The following is a 22,977-nucleotide window of genomic DNA, read 5'->3' on the forward strand; positions in this document are numbered from 1 at the left end:
GGGGAATCCGGGTGTGGTGCGCCCCAAAACGGGAGAGTGCGCCCCAAAACCGGGCCCCGGGGCCGAGGGTCAGGCTCGGGACGGCTCGGGGCCGGGCTCGGGCCCCGTCGATCGCGGCGACGATGTCGCGGTACCCGCGGGAGGCCGCGAGGTCGCGCGGCAGCACGCCGTCGCCGTCGCGGATCGTGACGTCGGCGCCGCCCGCGATGAGGGTGCGCACGATGTCGACGTACGTCGGCGAGCCGTCGCCGAGCACGATCGCCTCGTGCAGCGCGGTCCAGTGCAGGTTGTTGACGTGATTCGGATCCACGCCCGCGGCGAGCAGGATCTTCACGGTGCCGAGGTGGCCGCGCTCGGAGGCGGGGATCAGCGCGGTGCCGCCGTAGCGGTTCATGCTGCGCAGGTCGGCGCCGTGCTCGAGCGTCGCCCGCAGGATTTCGTCGTGGCCGCGCGCACCCGCGTACAGGTACGCGGAGTCGACGATGTCGTCTTTGGCGTTCACGTCGGCGCCGGCATCGATGAGTGCGAGGGCCGCGTCGATCCGGTTGCCCTTCGTCGCCGCGATCAGCGGGGTCATGCCGGCGGATCCGCGGGCTTCGAGGTCGGCGCCCTCGGCGATCGCGGCGCGCACGGCGCCCGCGTCACCGGCGGTGGCGGCATCGAACAGACGGGAGTTCAGAGCGGTCATCTCGGCCTCGGTTCTGGGGGTGGAGGAGGGGGTGCGCACGGCGGCCGGCGGCGTCGCGGTCACGGTCGGGACCGCGGCTGCTCCCGTCCCGGACGCGGTGCAGCCGGCGAGCAGCAGCGCCGTCAGCCCGAGTCCGGCGATCGCGCCGGCCGTGCGCTTCCGGGGAGGGAGGGGATCCTTCCGCCGCAGGCCGCGCGGCGGACGAGCGGCGCACGGAGGAGCGGGGGTCATGAGCATGGAAATGGTATACCACGTGGAGATGGAGATCTTCTGAGGCGGTGCCGACCGACGGGGCTCGGCACCCCCGATCGAGCGCGAGCGAAGATCATCGAGCGGCAATGCAGCGCATTGTGGTGGGATCGTGGCATGAGCACGATCGATCCGGATGCCGCACGGCGGGAGCGCACGACCCGGCGGACCACGGGGGCGCGCCTCATCGTGCCGGGCCTGTTCCTGCTGGGCGCGGGCGCCGTCCTCGGGTGGGGGCTCACGCGCGGTGCCGCGACAGGCTTCTCCGATGACGTGCCGGAGCAGGACGTCGAGGCGATCATCGCGGCGATCGCCTCGTCTTTCGCGCTCATGATCGCGTTCGGGCTGTGGGTCGGCGCCGCCGCGCGCAATCCGCGCCTGCCCGGCTGGCTCACCGCGATCGGCATCGCGATGCTCGGCGCGGCCGTCGGTCACGCGGTCGTCGCGCCGCCGCCGGAACTGCTGCGGAATCCGGTCGTCGACCCCCTGGCCTTCGGGCTCTGCGTCGGCGCCGTCGCCCTCCTCGGGCTGGGGATGGCCGCCCGCGCGGCCAGGGCGCGTCGCCTCGACGCCGCCGACGAACTCGTCCGCACCACATCCCCGGTCACCGGATCCGTGACGAATCAGGGCTACACGCACTTCGAGGACGCGAGCCGGATCCTGACTGCGGTGACGTATACGTTCCGCGACGCCGCGGGGCAGCAGCGCTGGGTCAAGCGCGCCGCGACGATCGACGCGCGCGATCCGATCGTGAACGGGGAGGAGGTCGACGTCTGGTTCGATCGCCAGGATCCGTCCGACGAGAACCGGATCGTGATCCGTCGGAGGGTCTGAGGACCAGTCTCAGCGCCAGGACTCGACGGCGTCCTTGGAGTCCTTCAGGCCGAGGCCGGTGGCCTCGCGGAGCAGCTTGATGGCTGCGATCTTCTGATCCGCGGTGACGAGGCGGCCGATCTCGGCGCGCACGTTCGGGTCGAGGTGAGCGATCAGCTCGGGGGCGGTCAGCTCGCCGGCGTAGGAGGGCGCTCCTGCGGCGCGGGAACCGGATCGGGTGAACGCGACCGGGGCCGAGTCCACCGCGCCGGCGGCCGTCGGCACCCAGGCGTCGATCTGATCCTTCGCCTCGCGCAGCGACAAGCCGGAGTGTTCGCGCAGCACCTTGATCGCCGAGATCTTCTGGTCGGCGGCGACCAGTGCGTCGATCTCGGCGATGACGGAGGGGGTGAGCGGGGCGGAAGCGGCCGCCTGCGTTCCGCGGGGTTCCTGGCGCGGGAGGGGCGCGGACGGACGGCCCGCGGCGGGCGACGGCGTCGCGAGGGGTGTCCCCAGTGGCTCCGGCGCCTTCGGCCGGATCGCGCGCACGGTCACCGCGATCACGACGAACAGGATGACGATCACGCCGGCGAGGAGGATCCAGATCCAGAGGTCCATGCCGCCAGCGTACGGGCGGATCCGCCGGGCCGGTGCGTCGCGCCCTGCGCCGGCCGGTCCGCCGCTGCGCCGGCGGGCCCGCGCCCAGCGCCTTCGCACCTTGCAGGCTCTACCCTGGAAGACATGTCCGAGACTCCTGCGTCCGCCCGCTCCGGCGCGCCCGCGAAGCGCGCCGCCCAGGTGCGCCCCGCCACCGAAGGATGGACGCAGAAGAAGGACGCCGAGGGGCGTCCGCTGCTGCAGTTCGCCAGCCCGAAGCGGGGCAAGCCCCCCGTGCACCTCGCCGACCTCACGCCCGCCGAGCGCGTCGAGAAGGTCACCGAGCTGGGCCTGCCCGGATTCCGCGCCAAGCAGCTGGCGACGCACTACTTCACGCACTACACCTCGGATCCGGCGCACATGACGGATCTGCCCGCGGGCCAGCGCGACGAGCTCGTCGCCGGGATGCTGCCCCCGCTGCTCACCGAGGTGCGGCGTCTGGAGACCGATCGCGGCGACACGATCAAGTTCCTCTGGCGCCTGCACGACGGCGCGCTCGTCGAGTCGGTGCTCATGCGCTATCCGGGCCGCATCACGCTCTGCGTGTCGAGCCAGGCGGGTTGCGGCATGAACTGCCCGTTCTGCGCGACGGGGCAGGCCGGGCTCACGCGCAACATGTCGACGGCCGAGATCGTCGAGCAGATCGTGCGGGCCAACCGCCTCATCGCGGAGGGCGGCCTCGGCGGCAAGAAGGCCGATGACCACTCCATGGAGCGCGTGTCGAACATCGTGTTCATGGGGATGGGCGAGCCGCTCGCGAACTACAAGCGCGTGATGGATGCCGTGCGCGTCATGGTCGAGCCCCAGCCCGAAGGCCTCGGCATGAGTGCCCGCGGCATCACCGTGTCGACGGTGGGCCTGGTCCCGGCGATCAACAAGCTCGCCGACGAGGACATCCCCGTCACGTTCGCGCTCTCCCTGCACGCGCCCGATGACCAGCTCCGCGACGAGCTCATCCCGGTGAACTCGCGCTGGAAGGTCGACGAGGCGCTCGACGCCGCCCGCCGCTACTTCGACAAGACGGGACGTCGCGTCTCGATCGAGTACGCGCTGATCAAGGACATGAACGACCACCCCTGGCGCGCCGACCTCCTCGCGGAGAAGCTCAATGCGCGCGGCCGCGGCTGGGTGCACGTGAACCCGATCCCGCTGAACCCGACCCCCGGATCCATCTGGACCGCGTCGGAGAAGGACGTGCAGGACGAGTTCGTCCGCCGCCTCAACGACGCCGGCATCCCGACGACCCTCCGCGACACCCGCGGCAAGGAGATCGACGGTGCCTGCGGCCAGCTCGTCGCCACCACGGAGGACGAGGCCGCCGCAGCCGCCCTCGCCTGACCCTTTCCACCTCCGAGTCGTCCCCGTCAGCGGCGCCCATGGCGTCCGCTGGCGGGGACGAATCGGAAGTGGAAGGGACCGTGGGGCAGGGCGCGGATCAGTCGCGCGGGGTGCGCAGGCGGAGCAGGGCGCCGGATCCCTCGACCAGTTCGGACCAGGTCGTCACGTCGACCGCGCACTCGGCGATCGCGCACGTCGGGAACTCGACGAAGGATCCGGTGAGCTCGGCGACCGCGTCCGCCATGCCGGGATTGTGGCCGACGAGCATCGCGACCTCGACGTCGTCCGGGAGGACGGAGGCGACCCCGAGGATCGTGCGGTCGGACGCCGCGTAGAGCGCGGGCTCCTCGACGACGGCGAGCCCGTACGCCGTGGCATACGCGTCGGCGGTGCTGCGCGCGCGGATCGCCGTGCTCGAGACGATCCGCTGCAGGCCCACGCCCTCGTCACGCAGTCGCCGGGCCATCGTGGGGGCGTCGAGGAGTCCGCGCGCGTTCAGGGGCCGGTCGTGATCGCGGAGCTGCGCCGCGCCCCAGTCGGACTTCGCGTGGCGTGCCAGCAGCAGGGTCTTCACGCTCCCCAGCGTGCCACCGAGTCGGCGCCGGCGCACGCACACATGCACAGCCCCACTTCCGGGTCGTCCCCGTGAGCGGAGCCCCTGGGGTGCGCTGGCGGGGACGACTCGAAAGTGGCGCGGAGACGGTGCATGCTCACTCCGGGTCGTCCCCGTGAGCGGAGCCCCTGGGGTGCGCTCACGGGGACGACCCGGAGGTGGGAGGTGGGAGGGAGGAGGGAGGTGGGAGCGAGGCGCGGGGGCGGGGAAGTGGGGAGCCGGCTACGGACGCTCGCCGAGGAGGTGCGGGCGGACCTCGGCCAGGCGGGACTGGAGCGCGTCGAGGAAGGCCGCGATCGCGGGCTGGTTCAGCGCCTCGGGGCGCGCGATGAGCCAGTACGGCAGACGCTCGTCGATCTCGTCGGGCAGCACGCGCACGAGATCCTCGTGCTGATCCGCGAGGAAGGCCGGCAGCAGTCCGTAGCCCGCACCGCCGCGGGTGGCATCGACGTGCACGTACACGTTCGTGCTCGCCACGGCGTCCTGCATGCCTGGAACTGCGCGCCGCGCGTCGTCGAGGGAGTCGACGTGCAGCATCGACTCGATGAAGTAGACGAGCGGCTGCCCCGCGAGCTCCTCCGGATCCTGCGGCGCCGGATGCTCGCGCAGCCAATCGCGGCTCGCGTAGAGGCCGAGCGCGTAGTCGGCGAGGTGGATCGCGCGGGCCCGCCGCACCTGCGGGCGTCCCACCACGACCTCGAGGTCGGCGCCCGTGCGCTGATGCGAGGCCTGGCGGGTGCCGGTGATGAGTTCGAGCTGCACCTCGGGATGCGTGCGCCGCAGGGCGGCCATCGCGGGCGCGGCCACGAAACCGCTGAAGCCGTCGGTGGCGGACAGTCGGATCAGCCCTCCGATCCGCGCTGTGTCCCCGCCGTCCAGGCGTCCGAGCGCGCGTTCGACGCCCTCGGCCGCGGCCAGCGCCCGCGTGCCGAGCGGGGTCAGCTCCCACCCGGCGCCCTCGCGCGAGAGCACGCGCCCGCCCAGTTGCGCCTCGAGGGCGGCGATGCGGCGCGCGACCGTGGTGTGGTTCAGGCCGAGCTGCTGCCCGGCGGCGGTGAACCGGCCGCTGCGCGCGACGGCGAGCAGCACCAGCAGGTCGTCCGCGCTGAGCGGCGGTGCGGGGAAGTGCGCGTCCATCTGTGCAGTTTTGCATAGCCGGATCCCCTTCCGTCGTGCGCGAGGGTGAACTACCGTGCAGGCATGGCAGCGCAGCGATCCCCGGGACCCGACACCGACCTCCGGGGGCGCACCGCCCTCGTCACCGGAGCAGGAAGCGGCATCGGGGCGGCGTGCGCCAGGGCGCTCGCGCAGGACGGGGCGCACGTGCTGCTGCTGGACCGCGACGCCGAGGGGGCCGCCGCCGTGGCGGCGGAGATCGGCGGCGAAGCCCTGGAGATCGACCTCGGCGATCTGGACGCACTCTCGGCGCGCGCCTTCGACGCCGACATCCTCGTGAACAACGCGGGGCTCCAGACCGTCGCGCCCATCGTCGAGTTCGACCCGCTGATGTTCCGCCGCATGCTCGACATCATGGTCACGGCGCCGTTCCTGCTCATCCGGGCGGTGCTCCCCGGGATGTACGCCCGCGAATGGGGGCGGATCGTCAACATCAGCTCCGTGCACGGCCTGCGCGCGAGCGAGTACAAGTCGGCCTACGTCACCGCCAAGCACGCGCTGGAGGGGCTCTCCAAGGTGACGGCGCTCGAGGGTGGACCGCACGGGGTCACGAGCAACTGCATCAACCCCGGGTACGTCAACACGCCCCTCGTGCAGAAGCAGATCGCGGATCAGGCCCGCACGCACGGCATCCCCGAGACCGACGTGATCGAGAAGGTCATGCTCGTCGAATCGGCGATCAAGCGGCTGCTCGAGCCCGAAGAAGTGGCGGATCTGGCCCGGTGGCTGTGCGGTCCGACCGCGGGCTCCGTCACCGGAGCGTCCTACACGATGGACGGCGGATGGAGCGCGCGATGACCGTGGACCGGCCGCAGGCCAGGGACGGCGCGGACGCCGTGGCTCAGACGCTCGCCGTCACCGCCTTCGGCCCCTCGTCCGACGTCGACGCCGTCCTCGCGATCCACGGCATCACCGCCAACGGCCGTGCCTGGGACACGGTCGCCGCGCTCCTGCCCTCCCGGCGCATCCTCGCACCCGACCTGCGGGGGAGGGCGCGCAGCAACGCGCTTCCCGGGCCCTACGGCCTGCGCCGTCATGCCGAGGACCTCGCCGGGGTGCTGGACGCGGACGGCGGCGGTGCGCGCACGATCCTCGGGCACTCGATGGGCGCGTTCGTGGCGGTCGCGCTCGCCGCGGCGCGGCCCGATCTCGTGGCCCGCCTCGTGCTCGTCGACGGCGGGTTCCCGCTCGCGCTGCCGGAGGGGGCGAGCGCCGACGCCCTCGACATCGCGGCGCTGCTGGGCCCGGCCGCGCGACGGCTGTCGATGGAGTTCGCCGACGAGGGCGCCTATCTCGACTTCTGGCGGATCCATCCCGCCTTCGCCCGGGACTGGTCGCCCGCGGTCGAGACCTACGCGCGGCACGATCTGGACGGATCCGCTCCGCACCTGCGCTCCTCGACCGTCGCCGCGGCGATGCTGCAGGACGGCGGCGAGCTGTACGGCCCGGACTGGTATCTCGACGCGCTGCGCGGGCTGCGCATGCCCGTGACCGTGCTGCGCGCGCCGCGCGGGCTGCTGGATGCGGATCCGCTCTATGCCCCGCGGGCGCTCGAGCAGTTCCGCGCGCTCGTGCCGCAGCTGCGGATCGTGGAGGTGCCCGATGTGAACCACTACACGATCCTGTTCGCCGAACGGGGCGCCGTGCGCGTCGCCGCCGAAGCGGACACGCGCCACGGACCGCTCCCCTCCCACCCTCGCTCTCCCGAAGGAGCCGACATGACCACCACCCTGTTCGACGGCATCGCCGCCCACCGCGTCGAGACCCCGCGCTACACCGCGAACGTGCTCGAACGCCCCGCCGCGGATCCGGCGGCGCCCACCACGACGGTCGTGTTCGTGCACGGCAACGTGTCCTCGTCGCTCTTCTCCCAGCCGACGATGCTCGCCCTGCCGGCGGGCGTGCGCGCGCTCGCGATCGACCTCCGCGGGTTCGGCGAGAGCGAGACCAAGCCCGTCGATGCGACACGGGGGCTGCGCGACTTCGCCGACGATGTGCGCGCGGTGCTCGACGCCCTCGACCTCGACGCCGTGCACCTCGTGGGCTGGAGCATGGGCGGCGGCGTCGTGCTGCAGGTCGCGCTCGATGCGCCGGAGCGCGTGCTCTCGCTGACCCTGGAGTCGCCGGTGTCGCCCTACGGCTTCGGCGGCACGCACGGCCCCGACGGCGTGCGCAACGATGCCGACGGCGCCGGCACGGGTGGCGGCGGAGCGAACCCCGACTTCGTGGCGCGACTGGACGCGGGCGACACCACGGATGAGGCGCAGACCTCGCCGCGCACGGTGTACCGGACCGCGTACGTGGCGAGGCCCGAGACGCAGACCGCGCACGAAGACCTCTGGGTCGCCTCGATGCTCACGACCAGGACGGGTCTCGACAACTACCCGGGCGATGCGGTCGGATCCGAGAACTGGCCGGGATTCGCCGCGGGCACGCGCGGGGTGCTCAACACGATGGCGCCGCAGCACCTGGATCTGTCCGGCATCGTGGATCTCTCCGTGAAGCCCCGGATCCTCTGGATCCGCGGGGCCAAGGACGCGATCGTCTCGGACGCCTCGTTCTTCGACCTCAACCAGCTCGGCGCGCTCGGCGTGATCCCGGGCTGGCCGGGGGAGGAGGTCGCTCCTGTGCAGCCGATGGTGACCCAGACCAGAGCCGTGCTCGAACGCTACGCCGCGAACGGCGGGGAGTATCGCGAGGTGGTCCTGCCCGAGGCCGGGCACGCGCCGCACCTCGACGAGGCCGAGGTCTTCGACCGCGAGCTCGCCGCCCACCTCGGTCTCTGAACCTCCCACTTCCGCGTCGTCCCCGTCAGAGGACGCTATGGCGTGCGCTGACGGGGACGACCCGGAGATGGAAGAGTGCAGGCGGGGGCGCCGGCCGGGGTCGGGCGGGCGCGGGTCAAGAGGATGCGGGTCAGGCGGATGCGGGGGCCGGCACGGGGGAGGCCTGCGCCGGGGTCGGGGTCTTCGCATCGCGGGCGCCGTCGGACGCGCCGAGCCGCGCAGCCCTGTCGAGCCATCCCTCGATGCGCGCGGGGGAGGCGTCCTTCACGCCGAGCATGCGGGTGGTCCGCACGTCCCTGATGCCGCAGAACCGCATGGTCGCTCGCGCGACGTGCGTCTGTCCCGGCAGGCCGGTGAGAGGGCGGAAGTACCACGGGGTGTCCGCGAGCAGCAGCAGCCGGCCGTGCGGGGCGGTCAGCAGTCCCTCGGGGAGGCCGGAGCGGCGGTACCGGTACTCCTGCTGGGGCAGCAGGCTCCTGTCGAAGAAGCCCTTGAGCAGCGCGGGAACGGATCCCCACCACAGCGGCGTCGCGACGACGACCGTGCGTGCGGCGTGCAGGGCCTCGCGCGCTTCGACGAGGTCGGGTTCGAGGGTCATGCGCTCGCGGTAGCCGTAGCGCAGGATCGGGTCGAAGGCGAGATCGCGCAGGGCGAGCAGGCGGGCATCGCCGTGCGCCTCGGCGTAGCGCCGGGCGAGGGCGGCCGTGAGGGAACGGGCGTCGGGGTGGCCGTCGATGACGAGGGCGGCGGACATGCGATCTCCTATCTTGACACTGTCAACCTGGTGGACACTGTCAAGATAGGAGATGATGTTGCTCGTGTCAAGTTCAAGGGTCGGGTATCACCACGGCGACCTCGCGCACGCGCTCGAGGACGCGGCAATGCAGCTGCTCGCGGAGAAGCCCGCGAAGGAGATCAGCCTGCGCGAAGTCGCACGCGCCGCCAACGTGAGCCACAACGCGCCGTACCACCACTTCGCCGACCGGAACGGTCTGATCAAGGCGATCGCCGAGCGCAGCATGGCGGATCTGCTCGCGCTCGTGCGCGAAGCGATCGCCGCGAGCCCCGACCCCAGAGCGGCGCTGCGCAACGGCGGCGGCGCGTACATCCGATTCGCCGTCGAGCATCCGAACGCCTTCGACGCGATCTACGATCCGACCGTATGCGTGCCCGGATCGCCCACGGCGACCATGGCACCGCTCATCGAAGGCCTCGAGGAGGCGCTGGGGGAGGCTGCGCTCGCCGCAGGGCTGGACCGCCCCGTCGACGCCGTGAGCCTCTGGGGTCTCGTGCACGGCCTCGGCACGCTCTCCGCCGCCGGGCACTTCCCGGTCGAGGTCGCGCTCGCCGGATACGAGAGCGCCGTAGACCGGATGCTGCCGCCCCCCTCCCGCTGACCCTCCACCTCCGCGTCGTCCCCGTCAGCGGACCCCCTGGCGTGCGCTGACGGGGACGACGCGAAGATGGGGGTGCATAGGTGGCACCTCGGATCCGCCCGGCCTGCGCCCAGGGTTCGCCCACCGCTCTTACAGGCGGGTTTTCGTACGGTTGAGGGATGTCCTATTCCGCCCACCGCCCCGGCCGCATGGATTCCCAGGGTCGGATCGCCTTCGACGTCGATGGACAGCCCGACCCCGCGAACCCCGCCGACCCGGCCGCCGAGGACCCGTTCATCTTCGTGCGCGACTACACGCCGACCGGATCCGATCCCGCCGCCGCTGAGGCCGCGACCGCTCCGATCGAGCCCGTCGCCCCGCCGCGTCCGCCGATGCCGGAGCCCGCGCGGGCGCCCGAGCCGGCTCCGGTGCCCGAGCGCGAGCCCGAGCCCACGATCGAGGACCTTTTCGCGACACCCGAGGAGCCGGAGTCCGCCCCCGAGCCGGCCCCCGCCATCGAGCCCGTCCCGGTCGCCGCGGCACCCGCGCCGGCCGCCGCCCGCCCCCCGAAGCAGCCCAGGACCCCGAGGCAGCCGAAGGCGCCGCGGGAGCCCCGCCCGCAGGGCTGGTTCTGGCGCCGGCTCGCGATCCTCGGCGGCGCCGACGGCGCGATCCTCGACCGCGTCCCCACCGAGCAGCCGCGTTTCGTGCAGATGTTCTTCGTGCTCGCCGGCACCGCGCTGGTGTCGGCGCTGTCGATGCTGTTCGCCCTCACCACGGGCGTGCAGGTGCTGGTCTGGCTGGCCGTGCCGCTCGCGATCGTCTGGGCGCTGCTGATCTTCAACCTCGACCGCTTCCTCACCTCGACCATGCGTTCGACCCGCAACCTCTGGCGTCTGCTGGGGCTTGCGATCCCGCGTGTGCTGATGGCCGCGATCATCGGCTTCGTCGTGGCCGAGCCGATCGTGCTGCAGGCGTTCCACAACGACATCGCCCGCGAGGTCACCGCGACCAACCTGGTGCAGGCGCAGTCCGATCAGAAGGCCGTGACCAGCGGTCCCGAGAAGAAGGCTCTGGACGCGGCTTCCGCCCGCCTCGCCGACCTGCAGAACCAGGCCTCGACCGGCATCGTGAAGGGCACGTCCAGCGACTCCGCCTCGCAGAAGGCGGCGCAGGACACCGTCACCAAGATCACCGCTCAGATGACGGACCAGCAGAAGGTCATCGACCAGGCCCGTGCGCTCTACCAGTGCGAGCTCACCGGGCAGGGCGCCGGCACGGTGCCCGGCTGCACCGGGGTGCAGGGCGACGGCGCGAGCTCGACGGCCGCGAAGTCGCAGCTCGACCAGGCGCAGCAGACCTACGACGCGCTCGCCGCGCAACTGCGCCAGGCCAACACCGACCTGGAGTCGGCGGACAGCTCGTCGAAGACGGCGACCTCGGCCTCCGAGTCCCAGAACCGCCAGCAGGCGAAGGACCAGATCCCCGCCGCCGAGCAGGCGTACAAGACCGCGCTCGATGCGTACAACGCGCGCGCCGCGTCCGTGGCCGGCACGAACGCCGGTGCGGTGGGCCTGCTCAGCCAGATCTCGGCGCTCGACCGCCTCTCCGCGAAGGAGCCCGTGCTGGGCTTCGCGCACTGGCTGATCGCCGCGCTGTTCTTCATGATCGAGCTGCTGCCGGTCATCGTGAAGGTGCTCACCAGCTGGGGCGACCCGTCGCTCTACGAGAAGGCCGAGGCGATCGCGAAGCAGGTCGAGCTCGACCGCGTCACCTCGAAGGGCTACCGCGACCGCGCCGCGATCATCGCCGAGGAGGCGAAGCACCGCGCCTTCGCCGATGCGCACGAGGCCGAGACGGCCGCCGCGACGGATCCGGCTCCCGCATCATCGACGGCTCCCGCTCCCGTGAGCACAACGGATCCGACGACCGACGCCCCCACGGCCACGGTCCCCGCGGTGGCGACCGGGACCGGGCCGACGACCGCCCTGCCCGCGGTCATGGCCGAGGCTGCACCCGCCCCGCGCACGGCACCGGCGTCGCCGGCTCCGTCCGGTGCGCCCTCGTGGCCGGTTCCCGCTCACCCCGGAGTCGGGTCCGCGCACCCGGCCCCCGCCTCGGCGCATCCGGCCCCGTCCTCGGCGCACTCGGTGGCACCCGCCCCGCAGCCGACGGCGCCCACCGCGCCCGACGCGGCCCGGGTCTAGACGACAGACACGACAGAGCCCCCTCCGATCCGGAGGGGGCTCTGTCGTCGTGCGGGGACGGGCTACTCCTTGACGGATCCCGCCGTGAGGCCCGCCACGATCCAGCGGCTGGCCACGGCGAAGAGCACCATGGTCGGCAGGATCGTGAGCACCGCGGCCGCCGACATCGAGCCCCAGTCCACGTTGAACGTGGAGATGAAGCTGTTCAGTGCGGCGGGGATCGTGCGGTTCTCCTCGGACTGCATGAGCACGACCGACAGGAACAGCTCGTTCCAGCAGTTCACGAAGTTGAAGATGAACGCGGCGATGATCCCGGGGGTCATCACCGGAACGAGGATCCGGAACAGCGCGCCGAGCCGGGAGCAGCCGTCGATCATGGCCGACTCCTCGAGCGCATCCGGCACGTTCTCGAAGAAGCCGCGGAGCATGACCGTGGAGAACGGGATGCACACGGCGACGTAGACGAGGATCAGGCCGGGCTTGCTGTCCACGAGGCCGAGGTCGGTCATCATCGTGTAGAGCGGGCCGAGCGCGATGAACGCGGGGATCATCTGGGTCAGCAGGAACGCGATGAGCACCGCGCCCTTGCCGCGGAACTCGAACCGCGAGATCACGTAGGAGCTGAGCAGCGCGATGAGCGTCGACGTCGCGCCCGCGATGAGCGCGACCACCGCCGAGTTCGCCAGGAACACCCCGAAGTTCGCATCCGAGAAGAGCTTGGCGTAGTTCTGCACCGAGGGCTCGGAGGGCCAGTACTCGATCGGGAAGCGGTTCACCGTCTGCGGCGACTTGAACGATGTCAGCACGATCCAGTACAGCGGGAACAGCGTGATCAGCAGCCAGAGCGCGAGCCCGACCACCTTGACGACGCCGCCGACGGTGACCCGGGAGCGGGAGGAGCGCGCCGGGCGCGAGGAGCCCGCGCGGCCGGTCGTGAGGGTCATGGTCGCGGTCATCGGCTGGCCTTCCGCATCGCGAAGAGATAGAACGCGCAGAACACGAACAGCACGGCGACGACGATGAGCCCGAGCGCGCTCGCCGTGCCGTAGTTGCCCTGCTGCGTGAAGTTGATCATCCAGGTCGTGATGATGTGGGTGCGGTTCGCCGGGCCTCCGCCCGTCATCGCCCAGATGATGTCGGGGAAGTTGAAGATCCAGATCACGCGCAGCAGCACCGTGAGGAACAGCGTGGTCGAGATGTACGGGATCACGATCGAGAACAGCTGTCGCGCCTTGCCGGCGCCGTCCAGGCTCGCGGCCTCGAGCACCTCCTCCGGAACGGACTGCAGGGCGGCGAGGATCATGATCGCGAAGAACGTCACGCCGTACCAGATGTTCGCGACGATCACGGTGAACATCGCGAGCTTCGGATCCGCGAGCCAGGGCAGGGGCGCCGAGATGAGATGCGCCTTCATGAGCAGGTCGTTGATCACGCCGAACTCGGCGTTGAACATCCAGCGGAACAGCATCCCGATGAGGAATCCGGAGACGGCCCAGGGGAAGAACACGAGCGCCTGGTAGACGCCGCGGAAACGGAACCGCTGGCGCAGCGCGAGGGCGATGAGGAAGCCGATCACGAACTGCGGGACCAGGGATCCGATGACCCACAGCACGGTGTTGCCCGCGACGGTCGGGAAGACCGGGTCGGCGAGCACCTTCGCGAAGTTGTCGAAGCCGACGAACGGCGTCGAGGTGAGATCCCAGAGGTTGTAGTCCAGGAACGCCATGCGCGCGCCCTGCAGCATCGGCAGGTACGTGAACCAGCACACGAACACGATCGCGGGCGCGAGGAAGGCGAGGATCGTGAGCGCGTGCCGGGCGCGGAACGTGGTGCGGCGGCGCCCGCCGGCCCCGGGGGCGGGGTGCGGCCGCGCGGGCCGAGCGGCCCGGCCGGACGAACCGGCCGGGCGCTCGGTGGCGGAGGTCGAGGTCACGACATCAGCCCTTCTTGTACTTGTCAGTCCAGTACTGGTCCCACGAGGTGAGCAGTTCCTTGGTGGTCATGTTGCCGAGCAGCACGCTCTGCACGTCCTGATCGGACTTCTGGATCCACTCGGTCCACCACGCGACGCCGCGCGGCTGCTGCACGTTGACGTACGTGTCGGGGTGCTCGGTCATGGTCACGTAGCTCGTCCACGGGCCCGTCGAGTAGAACGGATCCTTGGCCGCGGCCGCGATGATCGGCACCAGGCTGTTCTTTTGTGCGAACGTCGTGGCGGGCTTCGCCGAGGACAGGTACTCGACGAGCTTGACCGCCGCCTCCTTGTGCGCGCTCGACTGCGCGACGCCCCAGCCGGCGACGGCGAGGGGCTGCGCCGCCTTGCCGCTCGGGCCGGTGAGCAGCGGCGCGGTGTTCCACTGGTCCTGCTTCAGGCTGGACGCCGAGACGGTCGCGATGACCTCGGGATCCTGCAGCAGGAACGCCGTGGTGCCGTTCGTGAAGCCCGCCACCATCTCCGGGTAGCCCCAGGAGACGGCCGACGGCGGGGAGGCCTTCTTGAAGAGGGCGAAGTAGTCGTCGACGCCCTTCTGCGCGTCGGGCGAGGAGAAGATCGTCTTGCCGTCCTTGAGCAGGAACGCGTTCGAGGTGTCGAGGTCGTCGATCGTGTACGCCTCGATCGCCGCGACGACGTTCGAGTTGGCGTTCTTGCCTCCGCGGAACGCGTAGCCGTACTGGTTCTTCTCCGGATCCTGGATCTTCGACGCCTGGTCGAGCAGATCCTTCCAGGACTTGGGCGGCCCGTCGAAGCCCGCGGACTTCACGAGATCGGTGCGGTAGAAGAGCGAGAGGCCGTAGAAGCCGTAGGGGACGAACCAGGTCTTGCCATCGGAGACGCCCGCCTTCTTGGCGTTGTCGGTGAGCGCGCTCCAGCCGTCCCAGCTCTTCAGATCCGCGGTCATGTCGTAGAGCCAGTGGTTGTTCGCGAACGGGCCGACTGTGATGTCGCGGGTCTCCAGCACGTCGATGCCCTTGCCGGCCTGCAGCATCTGCTGGATCGTCGTGTCGGCCTGCTCGGTCGGCGGCGAGACCAGCTTGACGGTGATGTTCGGGTTGGCCTTCTGGAAGTCGTCGAGCAGGCCGCGGATGAGCTTGGTGCGGTCCGGGTTCGTCAGGCTCTCGACCATCTGGAGGGTGACCTTGCCGTCGGCGGATCCGCTTCCGCTCGACGCTCCGCCGGAGCAGGCACTGAGCGCCAGGAGGGCGACGATGCCCACCCCGGCGATCGAGGCGAATCGGGTGCGCTTCACCATGGGGCTTCCTTTCATTGGGGTGTTGCAGGGATGGTGCGGGGGGAGGGGACCGGGTCAGCGCCCGGCGAGCTCAAGGATCCGGGGCACGCAGCGCTCGGCGAACGCCTCGAAGTCGGAGGCCTCGGTGTAGAGGTGCGCCGAGAGGCGGAAGTAGCCGGCGCCGGCGAAGCTCGTGAAGGCGGTCTCCACGCCGACCTCGTCGAACAGGCGCATGCGCAGATCGTCGGCCTCCTCGCGGGTGCGGCCGATGCCGAGCGGCAACCGGATCAGGCGCATCGAGGGGACCGGCATGGGCAGGTCGACGAGCGCCGGCTCGTCGGCCGCGCGCTCGAAGGCCTCCGCGATGATCCCGGCGCCGGCGTCCGCGATCTCGGAGATCGTGTCCCGGGCGCGCTCCCAGCCGTGCTCGCGCTCGATGAACGCGATCGCGGCGGGGGTGGCGAGGTAGGTCGTGGCGTCGATCGTGCCCTGCGTGTCGAAGCGCACGGGGTAGGCATCGGTCGCGGCCCAGGAGTCGATGAGCGGCCAGAGCTCGTCTCGGTCGGGTGCCTGCGTCACGAGCAGGGCGGATCCGCGAGGTGCGCACGGCCACTTGTGCATGTTGCCGAACCACCAGTCCCCGCCCCCCGCGACCGCAGCGTCGCGGATCAGACCCGGGGCGTGGGCGCCGTCGACGAGCACTCGCACGCCGCGCTCGTGGGCGAGGGTGGTGATCTCGGCGGTGGGGAAGCGCCGGCCCGTGGAGGACGTGATCTGGTCGACGACGATGAGCCGTGTGCGCGGGCCGATCTCCTCGGCGAAGCGCGCGACGACCGTTTCGGCGTCGTCGAGCAGGCCGAGGGCGACCGTGCGCAGGCGTGCGCCGAACCGGCGGGCGAGGCGGGCCGCGCCCATGGTCACGGCGCCGTAGCCGTGGTCCGTGACGAGGATCTCGTCATCCCGATCCAGCTGCAGGGCGTTGTAGACGACCGTGGCGGCGGCGGAGGCGTTCGGAACGAAGGCGGTGTCGGCGGCCTCGGCGCCGACGAACGGGGCGACCTCGGCGCGGGCGGCCTGGACCTTCTCCGCGATCCGCGGGAACCAGCCGATCGGGCTGAGATCGGCCTCGTGTCGCAGCGCGTCCTGGAGGGCCACGACCTCGCTCGGCACCGCGCCGAAGGACCCGTGATTCAGGTGCACGATCCGGGGATCGAGGGGCCAGGCATCCCGTGCCCTGTCATATGACAGGAGGGGCACCGGGGCGATGCGGGCGGCCGTGCGGGGGTCGTCCATGACGTCTCATCCTTGAGGGGGTATCGAAGCGAGCAGATCAACTTGTCGCACAACTTTGGCACAGAAGTGTCGCTATGGCCAGCGAAAGGCGACTTTTGGACCAAAGTCGTCTGACGACTATCCTCGAACCTGGCCGTGCTCCACACTCGTGAGAGGACTCGCCCAGGGAGGGAACCATGAGCGCACTCGAGACCGCGCTGCACGGGCTGCGCGCGCTCGTCGCCGACGGAGAGCTGCGCCCCGGCGACAAGCTGCCCAGCGAGGGCGAGCTGTGCGAGCAGCTCGGGGTGTCCCGCGGCTCGGTCCGCGAGGCGATCCGCATGCTCGCCGCCCTCGGCGTGCTGGAGACCCGGCACGGATCCGGCAGCTACGTGAGCACGCTCCGGCCCGCCGACCTCATCCGCGGTCTCTCGCTCACCGTCGACGTGCTGCCCCTCGATGCGATCCTCGAGCTCGTCGAGATCCGCCGCCCGCTCGAAGCGCACGCGGCGTCGATCGCCGCGGCGCGGGCGGACGATGCGATGCTGGCGGAGCTGGCCGACCTCGTCGAGCGGATCGCGGACTGCCCCGACCACGATGAGGCGTCCCGGCTGGACCACGAGTTCCACATGCGGATCGCGGAGCTCGCCGGCAACGCCGCGCTGACGAGCCTTCTCGAGGTCCTGCGCTCGCGCACCCGGCAGTACCGGATCTTCGACGACGCGGATGCGGCGCAGCTCAAGGTGCTCTCCGACGCCGGCCACCGCGCGATCGCACGGGGCCTCGTCGCGCGCGATCCGGCCGCGGCGTCGGCGGCGGCCGGGTGGCACGTCGCGCAGACCGAGTACTGGCTGCGCAAGCAGATGGCGGAGTGACGGTGACGGGAGCACCCGTGTCCGGATGACGGATCCGGATCCCGACCTGTGCGGGCGCCCCTACGCTGGAGCCATGGTCAACTACCGATACCTGGGCAACAGCGGTCTGAAGGTCTCCGAGATCACGTACGGCAACTGGGTCACGCACGCCTCGCAGGTCGAGGACGCCGCCGCGGTCAAGACGGTGCATGCCGCTCTCGAAGCCGGCATCACGACGTTCGACACCGCGGACACCTACGCGAACACGGCCGCGGAGGTCGTGCTCGGCAAGGCTCTCGAGGGCCAGCGCCGCGAGAGCCTGGAGATCTTCACCAAGGTCTACTTCCCGACCGGCCCCAAGGGTCCGAACGACACCGGCCTCAGCCGCAAGCACATCCTCGAGTCGATCAACGGATCCCTGAAGCGCCTCGGCACCGACTACGTCGACCTGTACCAGGCGCACCGCTTCGACCACGAGACGCCGCTCGAGGAGACGTTCCAGGCGTTCGCCGACGTCGTCCGTCAGGGCAAGGCGCTCTACATCGGCGTCTCCGAATGGACCGCGGAGCAGCTCCGCGAGGGGCACGCACTGGCGAAGCAGCTGGGCGTGCAGCTCATCTCGAACCAGCCGCAGTACTCGATGCTGCACCGCGTGATCGAGGGCAAGGTCGTGCCGGCCTCGGAGGAGCTGGGGATCTCGCAGATCGTCTGGTCGCCGATGGCCCAGGGCGTGCTGAGCGGCAAGTACCTGCCCGGCCAGCCCGTGCCGGAGGGCTCGCGCGCGACGGATCCGCACTCGGGCGCGCACTTCATCCAGCGCTTCCTGCAGGACGACATCCTCACGGCCGTGCAGCGGCTGAAGCCGATCGCGGCGGACGCGGGCCTGACGATGCCGCAGCTCGCGATCGCGTGGGTGCTGCAGAACAAGAACGTGGCGGCAGCGCTCGTCGGCGCCTCCCGTCCGGAGCAGTTGGCCGACACGGTCAAGGCGTCCGGCGTGGTGCTCGACGCCGACACCCTCTTCGCGATCGACGCGGCTCTTGCCGGCGTCGTGAACGACGACCCCGAGGACACCTACGAGGTCTCCCCGAAGGCTCGCCTGGTCTGAACCGGTTCGCTCGGTCCGAACCGGCCCCGCCCGGTCCGAACTGAGCCTTCCTGACCGCGAGACTCCATCTCCGCGACGAGACTGCACACCTGAGGTGCAGTCTCGTCGTCCAGGTGGAGTCTCGCGGTTTTGTGTAGGCGGGTCAGCCGACGGTGATGTCGACCTGGAGGTCGTGCGCGATCTGCTCGAGGGCGGCGCGCAGGGCCTCGGGATCCGCGTCGGCGGGCACCCGCGCGACGACCGATGCCTCGAACAGGCGCCCTCCCGCCATCGCCGCGTCGCGCGTCTCGGTGGTCATGCTCTCGATGCTCAGGGCGTGGGCGTTCAGCACGCTCGAGATCTCGCGCACGATGCCTGCACGATCGTTGCCGAGCACCTGGATCGACAGCTCCTGCGCAGCCTCGGCCGCCAGGGCGCCGGATCCGGCGTGCACGGCGATCGTGAGCAGGCCGTCGAGGCCGTGCAGCGACGCGCGCAGCTCCTCGACCCGCTCGACGGGCACCGACACCTGGATCACGCCGGCGAACGTGCCGGCGAGCTCCGCGAGCCGGCTGTTCTCCCAGTTGCCACCGTGCTCGTCGACGATGTGCGCGACGGTCGCGACGAGGCCAGGACGGTCGGATCCGACGACGGTGAGGATGAGCGTGGTCATGTCGCCAGCGTAGCGACCGGGATCCGCGGGGTCACTCCCGGATCGCCTCGGATCGCGACGCGCGTGAGGCGCGGCCCGCGCCCTCAGTCCTCGATCCACTCCCCGGTCGTGAGGAAGTGCTCCATGCGCGCGCGATGCGGCGCAAGGTCCCACTCCTGCGCGGCGACCCAGTCGTCGGAGTAGTAGGTGTCGAGGTAGCGGGCGCCGCCGTCGCAGATGAGGGTGACCACGCTGCCGCGCTCGCCCGCCTTCAGCATCCGGGCGATGAGCTGGAACGCGCCGACGAGGTTCGTGCCGGTGGATCCGCCGGCCCAGTGCAGCGTGCGCTGTTTGAGCAGTCGGATCGCGGCGACCGAGGCGGCGTCGGGGACGGGGATCATCTCGTCGATGACGCTCGGTACGAAGGAGGGCTCGACGCGCGGACGCCCGATGCCCTCGATCCGGCTCGGGGTGCCGGTCGTGAACGACGGATCCCCGTTGCGCCAGCCGCCGAAGAACGCCGAGCCCTCGGGATCCACGACCGCGATCCGGGTGTCGTGGCAGCGGTAGCGCACGTAGCGGCCGAAGGTCGCGCTCGTGCCGCCGGTGCCCGCGCCGACGACGATCCAGCTCGGGATCGGGTGGCGTTCGCGGCGCAGCTGACTGAAGACGCTCTCGGCGATGTTGTTGTTGCCGCGCCAGTCCGTCGCGCGCTCGGCGTAGGTGAACTGGTCGAGATAGTGCCCGCCGCACTCGGAGGCGAGGCGTTCGGCCTCGGCGTACATGGCCGCTCCGGAGTCGACGAAATGGCAACGTCCGCCGTAGAACTCGATGAGGTCGATCTTCTCCTGGCTGGTCGAGCGCGGCACCACCGTCACGAACGGCAGGCCCAGCATCCGCGCGAAGTACGCCTCGGACACCGCCGTGGATCCGCTCGAGGCCTCGACCAGCGTCGTGCCCTCGTGGATGCGCCCGTTGACGAGGCCGTACAGGATCAGCGACCGGGCGAGCCGGTGCTTGAGGGATCCGGTCGGGTGCACCGACTCGTCCTTGAGGTAGAGGTCGATGCCCCATTCCGCGGGCAGGGGGAACACATGCAGGTGCGTGTCGGCGCTGCGGTTCCCGTCCGCCTCGAGCAGGGCGATGGCGGATCCGGTCCAGTCGGAGGTCATGTCACGAGGGTAGCCGGGCCTACCGACGCTCGCCGGTGCCGGCCCCGTGCCCGCCCTCCTACCTCCGAGTCGTCCCCATCAGCGGAGGCCATGGGGTGCGCTCACGGGGACGACTCGAAAGTGGAGTGCTCCCGCTGCAGGGTCGTCCCCGCCAGCGGACGCTATGGCGCGCGCTCTTGGGGACGACTCGGAAGTGGGAGCGGCAGCGGCAGCGGCAGTGGGAGCGGCAACGGGGGCGGCGCGAGCCTGGTTCCGCCGCGGGGCGAGGGCTACGCCTCGGCGCGGCGGGCTCGGTAGGCGGCGACGGCGTTGCGGTTGGCGCAGACCGTGGAGCAGTAGCGCTTGGAGCGGTTGCGCGACAGGTCGAGCGCGAGGGCTTCGCAGGTGTCGTCGGCGCAGACCGAGATGCGGGACCCCTCCTCGGCGCGGATCACGTCGATCAGGGCCATCGCGGTCTCCACGATCACGCGCTCGGGCAGCGGGTGATCGTCGGCCACCGCGTGCAGGTGCCAGTCCACGGCACCGTGCCGGGCCAGGCGCGGCGCGAGGGAGACGCCGGCGAGGGCCTCGTTGACGGCGGCGGCCATGTCGTCGCGGGGCGCGAGGAGCATCGTGCGCAGCTGCGGGCGGATCGCGCGGAGGCCGGCCAGCTCCGCCTCGTCGCGGTCGATGCGCCCGGTGTAACCGAACTGACCCAGGAAGGCCGCCTCATCGCTCAGGGAGTTCAGCGTGTCGGGATCCTCTGCCGAGTTCACCAGCCACACGGCGGCCCGGAGGGTCTCCTCGGTGTCATCGGTGAAGATCATGTTGACACCTTACATCCTCCCGGAGTAGCGTCACATGTCATGAGCACAGTGGCGAATGACAGGCGCGCGACCGGGATGCGCTCCGGACTCGTCTTCGCTCTCGGCGCGGCGCTCTCCTTCGGGATGAGCGGCGCGTGGGCCCGAGGCCTCATGGACGCGGGGTGGAGTCCCGGCGCCGCGGTCACGGTGCGCATGTGGGTCGCTGCGCTCGTGCTGCTCGTGCCGACGCTGCTCGCCCTGCGCGGCCGCTGGGGGATCGTCCGCAAGCACGCGGGAATGATCGTCGTGTACGGACTCCTCGCGGTCACGGCCGCGCAGCTGTGCTTCTTCCAGGCCGTCGCCGTCATGGACGTCGGCCTCGCGCTGCTCATCGAGTACACGGCGCCGATCGCGGTCGTGCTCTGGCTCTGGCTCCGGCGCGGAGAGCGTCCCGGCGTGCGGGGCATGATCGGCGCGGTCGTCGCGTTCATCGGGCTCGTTCTCATGCTGGAGATCTTCACCGGATCCAGGATCGACCCGGTGGGGATCCTGTGGGCGCTCGGCGCGATGGTGGGCGCCGCGACCTACTTCCTGCTCTCCGGACGCAGCGACACCGGCCTGCCCCCGATCGCGCTCGCCGGACTCGGCCTGCTGATCGGCGCGATCGGACTGAGCGTCGCGGGTGCGACCGGGATCCTGCCGATGGCCTGGAACACCCATGACGTCACCTACCGGTTCGGCACGCTGCCGTGGTTCGTGCCCGTGCTCGCCGTCGGCGTGATCGCCACCGCGCTCGCCTACGTGCTCGGCATCGTGTCGACGCGGCGGCTCGGATCCCGCTTCGCGTCGTTCGTGGCGCTCTCCGAGGTGATCGCCGCGCTGCTGTTCGGCTGGCTGTTCCTCGGGCAGCTGCCCGATCTGCTGCAGGCGTTCGGAGGTGCGCTCGTGCTCGTCGGCGTGGTGCTGGTCAAGCTCGGCGAGCCCGTCGTCGACGAGGTGCAGCCGGATGCGGTCCCGGAGCCGGTCGCGACGACCTGAAGTTCCGGATCCTGGGCCTCTCGACCCGAGCTCGGGCCGAGAGGCTCGCTCCTTCAGTGGGCGGACCCCGCGACCGAGGAGGCGACCTGACCCGCCCGCACCCGCGGGCGGCCCATCACGCGATCCGAGACGGCCACGGCCGTACGGCGCGGGAACAGGCGGACCAGGCGTGCGAGCGCGCGGTTGCGGGTGCCGGAGACCATGCTCGGCGCGTCCGTGGTCTCGAGCGCGCGCATCGCCTCGGCGACCATGTCCGCGGCGCTCTGCCGCTTGCCGAACTCGGCGGGGCTGGCCGTCGTTCCGGACACGGCGCCGAACTCGCTGTCGGTGCCACCGGGGCAGACCGCGAGCACGCGCATGCCGGTGCCTTCGGTCTCCCGCCAGAGCGCCTCCGTGAAGCTCAGCACGAACGCCTTGGTCGCGCCGTAGACCGCCATCCCCGGCGTGGGCTGGAAGGCGGCGGTCGATGCGAGGTTGAGGACGATGCCCTGAGAGGCGATCAATTGCGGCATCAGGGCCGAGGTGAGCTCGACCAGGGTGCCGACGTTGAGCTGGATCTCCTGCGCGGTGCGGGCGAGGGGGATCGTCCCGAACGGCCCGTAGGTGCCGAAGCCTGCATTGTTGACGAGGGTGTGGACGTGCAGGCCGCGCGCGGCGAGGTCGGCGACAAGTCGGGCGCCCGCTCCGGGCGCGGCGAGGTCGGCGGGGATCACCGTCGCGGTGATGCCGTGCGCCGCGGCGAGTTCGGCGGCCACCTGCTGGAGGCGGTCTTCGCGGCGGGCGACGAGCACGAGATCGGATCCGCGCACGGCGAGGGCTCGTGCGATCTCGACGCCGATTCCGGAGCTGGCGCCGGTGACGAGGGCGGTGGTGCCGTGAAGGTCGAGGGGCATGGTGGATCCGTTCTGTGCGATCTCGAGGGGGTGTTCCCTCAATGTAGGCACTGACACCATATGTTGTCAATGGCTACTTCACGATAGGCTC

21 protein-coding genes and 2 pseudogenes are annotated in these 22,977 nt (G+C 71.1%); 10 read left to right on the plus strand and 13 right to left on the minus strand.

The features are described from left to right. Positions 1–187: 187 nt before the first annotated feature. Positions 188–925 (minus strand): annotated as a pseudogene (locus ACIPY5_RS16535) (ankyrin repeat domain-containing protein); the annotation flags it as partial. A 129-nt stretch (positions 926–1,054) separates the two neighbouring features. Here ACIPY5_RS16535 and ACIPY5_RS16540 point away from each other — a divergent pair. After that, positions 1,055–1,771, plus strand: a complete 717-nt coding sequence (locus ACIPY5_RS16540; protein ID WP_400972539.1) for a hypothetical protein — start codon at positions 1,055–1,057, stop codon at positions 1,769–1,771. A gap of 9 nt (positions 1,772–1,780) precedes the next feature. On the opposite strand, the gene ACIPY5_RS16545 is transcribed toward ACIPY5_RS16540, so the two are convergent. After that, positions 1,781–2,368, minus strand: a complete 588-nt coding sequence (locus ACIPY5_RS16545; protein ID WP_400972541.1) for a ribosomal protein L7/L12 — start codon at positions 2,366–2,368, stop codon at positions 1,781–1,783. A 123-nt stretch (positions 2,369–2,491) separates the two neighbouring features. Between ACIPY5_RS16545 and rlmN the strand changes: the two genes are divergently transcribed. Then, positions 2,492–3,745, plus strand: a complete 1,254-nt coding sequence (rlmN, locus tag ACIPY5_RS16550; RefSeq protein WP_400972543.1) for a 23S rRNA (adenine(2503)-C(2))-methyltransferase RlmN — start codon at positions 2,492–2,494, stop codon at positions 3,743–3,745. 97 nt (positions 3,746–3,842) lie between these two features. Here the strand turns inward: rlmN and ACIPY5_RS16555 are convergent, their stop codons facing one another. Together ACIPY5_RS16555 and ACIPY5_RS16560 are read right to left on the minus strand one after the other, a co-directional pair. Further along, positions 3,843–4,319 (minus strand): SixA phosphatase family protein, encoded by a 477-nt coding sequence (locus ACIPY5_RS16555; RefSeq protein WP_400972544.1) that lies wholly within the window; start codon positions 4,317–4,319, stop codon positions 3,843–3,845. 261 nt (positions 4,320–4,580) lie between these two features. Continuing rightward, positions 4,581–5,495 (minus strand): LysR family transcriptional regulator, encoded by a 915-nt coding sequence (locus ACIPY5_RS16560; RefSeq protein WP_400972546.1) that lies wholly within the window; start codon positions 5,493–5,495, stop codon positions 4,581–4,583. A 63-nt stretch (positions 5,496–5,558) separates the two neighbouring features. On the opposite strand from ACIPY5_RS16560, the gene ACIPY5_RS16565 reads away from it, so the two are divergent. The 3 genes and pseudogenes from ACIPY5_RS16565 (at position 5,559) to ACIPY5_RS16575 (ending at position 8,320) form a co-directional block, all read left to right on the plus strand. Continuing rightward, positions 5,559–6,332 (plus strand): 3-hydroxybutyrate dehydrogenase, encoded by a 774-nt coding sequence (locus tag ACIPY5_RS16565; RefSeq protein ID WP_400972548.1) that lies wholly within the window; start codon positions 5,559–5,561, stop codon positions 6,330–6,332. After that, positions 6,329–7,177, plus strand: a pseudogene (locus tag ACIPY5_RS16570) (alpha/beta fold hydrolase); the annotation flags it as partial. The gene ACIPY5_RS16565 and the pseudogene ACIPY5_RS16570, both read left to right, overlap by 4 nt. A 75-nt stretch (positions 7,178–7,252) precedes the next feature. After that, on the plus strand, positions 7,253–8,320 hold the full coding sequence (locus ACIPY5_RS16575) for an alpha/beta fold hydrolase (protein ID WP_400972684.1): 1,068 nt from the start codon (positions 7,253–7,255) through the stop codon (positions 8,318–8,320). A 130-nt stretch (positions 8,321–8,450) separates the two neighbouring features. Here ACIPY5_RS16575 and ACIPY5_RS16580 read toward each other — a convergent pair whose 3' ends face one another. Beyond that, complete coding sequence (locus ACIPY5_RS16580; protein ID WP_400972550.1) at positions 8,451–9,074, minus strand: NAD(P)H-dependent oxidoreductase; 624 nt, start codon at positions 9,072–9,074, stop codon at positions 8,451–8,453. A 64-nt stretch (positions 9,075–9,138) separates the two neighbouring features. Here ACIPY5_RS16580 and ACIPY5_RS16585 point away from each other — a divergent pair, with 64 nt between their 5' ends. Beyond that, positions 9,139–9,717, plus strand: a complete 579-nt coding sequence (locus ACIPY5_RS16585; RefSeq protein ID WP_400972552.1) for a TetR/AcrR family transcriptional regulator — start codon at positions 9,139–9,141, stop codon at positions 9,715–9,717. 158 nt (positions 9,718–9,875) lie between these two features. Then, positions 9,876–11,903 (plus strand): DUF4407 domain-containing protein, encoded by a 2,028-nt coding sequence (locus ACIPY5_RS16590; protein WP_400972554.1) that lies wholly within the window; start codon positions 9,876–9,878, stop codon positions 11,901–11,903. Between the two features lie 62 nt (positions 11,904–11,965). Here the strand turns inward: ACIPY5_RS16590 and ACIPY5_RS16595 are convergent, their stop codons facing one another. From ACIPY5_RS16595 to ACIPY5_RS16610, 4 genes are read right to left on the minus strand one after another with little or no spacing between them, the layout of a single operon-like run. Next, entirely contained in the window at positions 11,966–12,859 is an 894-nt protein-coding gene (locus ACIPY5_RS16595) for a carbohydrate ABC transporter permease (RefSeq protein WP_309342112.1), read from the minus strand. Continuing rightward, positions 12,856–13,836, minus strand: coding sequence for a carbohydrate ABC transporter permease (locus tag ACIPY5_RS16600; protein ID WP_400972557.1), 981 nt, complete (start codon positions 13,834–13,836; stop codon positions 12,856–12,858). The genes ACIPY5_RS16595 and ACIPY5_RS16600 overlap by 4 nt, the downstream gene beginning before the upstream one ends. A gap of 4 nt (positions 13,837–13,840) precedes the next feature. Continuing rightward, positions 13,841–15,154, minus strand: coding sequence for an ABC transporter substrate-binding protein (locus ACIPY5_RS16605; RefSeq protein WP_400972559.1), 1,314 nt, complete (start codon positions 15,152–15,154; stop codon positions 13,841–13,843). 54 nt (positions 15,155–15,208) lie between these two features. Next, the gene (locus ACIPY5_RS16610; protein ID WP_400972561.1) at positions 15,209–16,426 is read right to left on the minus strand and encodes an aminotransferase class V-fold PLP-dependent enzyme; all 1,218 of its coding nucleotides are present in this window, start codon (positions 16,424–16,426) and stop codon (positions 15,209–15,211) included. A gap of 176 nt (positions 16,427–16,602) precedes the next feature. Between ACIPY5_RS16610 and ACIPY5_RS16615 the strand changes: the two genes are divergently transcribed. Both ACIPY5_RS16615 and ACIPY5_RS16620 read left to right on the plus strand, forming a co-directional pair. Further along, positions 16,603–17,280 carry a GntR family transcriptional regulator gene (locus tag ACIPY5_RS16615; RefSeq protein ID WP_309342138.1) on the plus strand — a complete coding sequence of 226 codons (678 nt, stop codon included), beginning with the start codon at positions 16,603–16,605 and terminating at the stop codon, positions 17,278–17,280. Between the two features lie 73 nt (positions 17,281–17,353). Continuing rightward, the gene (locus ACIPY5_RS16620; protein ID WP_400972564.1) at positions 17,354–18,367 is read left to right on the plus strand and encodes an aldo/keto reductase family protein; all 1,014 of its coding nucleotides are present in this window, start codon (positions 17,354–17,356) and stop codon (positions 18,365–18,367) included. 142 nt (positions 18,368–18,509) lie between these two features. On the opposite strand, the gene ACIPY5_RS16625 is transcribed toward ACIPY5_RS16620, so the two are convergent. The 3 genes from ACIPY5_RS16625 to ACIPY5_RS16635 form a co-directional block, all read right to left on the minus strand. Further along, positions 18,510–19,019, minus strand: coding sequence for a glycine cleavage system protein R (locus tag ACIPY5_RS16625; protein ID WP_400972566.1), 510 nt, complete (start codon positions 19,017–19,019; stop codon positions 18,510–18,512). An 83-nt stretch (positions 19,020–19,102) separates the two neighbouring features. Further along, complete coding sequence (locus ACIPY5_RS16630; RefSeq protein WP_400972568.1) at positions 19,103–20,170, minus strand: PLP-dependent cysteine synthase family protein; 1,068 nt, start codon at positions 20,168–20,170, stop codon at positions 19,103–19,105. Positions 20,171–20,439: 269 nt separating this feature from the next. Continuing rightward, positions 20,440–20,976 (minus strand): CGNR zinc finger domain-containing protein, encoded by a 537-nt coding sequence (locus ACIPY5_RS16635; RefSeq protein WP_400972570.1) that lies wholly within the window; start codon positions 20,974–20,976, stop codon positions 20,440–20,442. A gap of 39 nt (positions 20,977–21,015) precedes the next feature. Here ACIPY5_RS16635 and ACIPY5_RS16640 point away from each other — a divergent pair, with 39 nt between their 5' ends. Beyond that, a complete protein-coding gene (locus tag ACIPY5_RS16640) occupies positions 21,016–21,993 on the plus strand; it encodes an EamA family transporter (protein WP_400972572.1) in 978 nt (325 codons plus the stop codon). 53 nt (positions 21,994–22,046) lie between these two features. Here the strand turns inward: ACIPY5_RS16640 and ACIPY5_RS16645 are convergent, their stop codons facing one another. After that, the gene (locus ACIPY5_RS16645) at positions 22,047–22,886 is read right to left on the minus strand and encodes an SDR family NAD(P)-dependent oxidoreductase (protein WP_400972574.1); all 840 of its coding nucleotides are present in this window, start codon (positions 22,884–22,886) and stop codon (positions 22,047–22,049) included. Between the last annotated feature and the right edge of the window lie 91 nt (positions 22,887–22,977).

The sequence above is a fragment of the Microbacterium sp. NPDC089698 genome, assembly GCF_044749045.1.
Lineage (GTDB): Bacteria > Actinomycetota > Actinomycetes > Actinomycetales > Microbacteriaceae > Microbacterium.

What these genes read in the sequence shown, in the direction of transcription:
- ACIPY5_RS16540 (WP_400972539.1), top strand. Translation starts at nt 1,055, where the DNA reads ATGAGCACGATCGATCCGGATGCCGCACGGCGGGAGCGCACGACCCGG.
- ACIPY5_RS16545 (WP_400972541.1), bottom strand. Translation starts at nt 2,368, where the DNA reads ATGGACCTCTGGATCTGGATCCTCCTCGCCGGCGTGATCGTCATCCTG.
- rlmN (WP_400972543.1), top strand. Translation starts at nt 2,492, where the DNA reads ATGTCCGAGACTCCTGCGTCCGCCCGCTCCGGCGCGCCCGCGAAGCGC.
- ACIPY5_RS16560 (WP_400972546.1), bottom strand. Translation starts at nt 5,495, where the DNA reads ATGGACGCGCACTTCCCCGCACCGCCGCTCAGCGCGGACGACCTGCTG.
- ACIPY5_RS16565 (WP_400972548.1), top strand. Translation starts at nt 5,559, where the DNA reads ATGGCAGCGCAGCGATCCCCGGGACCCGACACCGACCTCCGGGGGCGC.
- ACIPY5_RS16575 (WP_400972684.1), top strand. Translation starts at nt 7,253, where the DNA reads ATGACCACCACCCTGTTCGACGGCATCGCCGCCCACCGCGTCGAGACC.
- ACIPY5_RS16580 (WP_400972550.1), bottom strand. Translation starts at nt 9,074, where the DNA reads ATGTCCGCCGCCCTCGTCATCGACGGCCACCCCGACGCCCGTTCCCTC.
- ACIPY5_RS16590 (WP_400972554.1), top strand. Translation starts at nt 9,876, where the DNA reads ATGTCCTATTCCGCCCACCGCCCCGGCCGCATGGATTCCCAGGGTCGG.
- ACIPY5_RS16595 (WP_309342112.1), bottom strand. Translation starts at nt 12,859, where the DNA reads ATGACCGCGACCATGACCCTCACGACCGGCCGCGCGGGCTCCTCGCGC.
- ACIPY5_RS16605 (WP_400972559.1), bottom strand. Translation starts at nt 15,154, where the DNA reads ATGGTGAAGCGCACCCGATTCGCCTCGATCGCCGGGGTGGGCATCGTC.
- ACIPY5_RS16610 (WP_400972561.1), bottom strand. Translation starts at nt 16,426, where the DNA reads ATGGACGACCCCCGCACGGCCGCCCGCATCGCCCCGGTGCCCCTCCTG.
- ACIPY5_RS16615 (WP_309342138.1), top strand. Translation starts at nt 16,603, where the DNA reads ATGAGCGCACTCGAGACCGCGCTGCACGGGCTGCGCGCGCTCGTCGCC.
- ACIPY5_RS16620 (WP_400972564.1), top strand. Translation starts at nt 17,354, where the DNA reads ATGGTCAACTACCGATACCTGGGCAACAGCGGTCTGAAGGTCTCCGAG.
- ACIPY5_RS16625 (WP_400972566.1), bottom strand. Translation starts at nt 19,019, where the DNA reads ATGACCACGCTCATCCTCACCGTCGTCGGATCCGACCGTCCTGGCCTC.
- ACIPY5_RS16630 (WP_400972568.1), bottom strand. Translation starts at nt 20,170, where the DNA reads ATGACCTCCGACTGGACCGGATCCGCCATCGCCCTGCTCGAGGCGGAC.
- ACIPY5_RS16635 (WP_400972570.1), bottom strand. Translation starts at nt 20,976, where the DNA reads ATGATCTTCACCGATGACACCGAGGAGACCCTCCGGGCCGCCGTGTGG.
- ACIPY5_RS16640 (WP_400972572.1), top strand. Translation starts at nt 21,016, where the DNA reads ATGAGCACAGTGGCGAATGACAGGCGCGCGACCGGGATGCGCTCCGGA.
- ACIPY5_RS16645 (WP_400972574.1), bottom strand. Translation starts at nt 22,886, where the DNA reads ATGCCCCTCGACCTTCACGGCACCACCGCCCTCGTCACCGGCGCCAGC.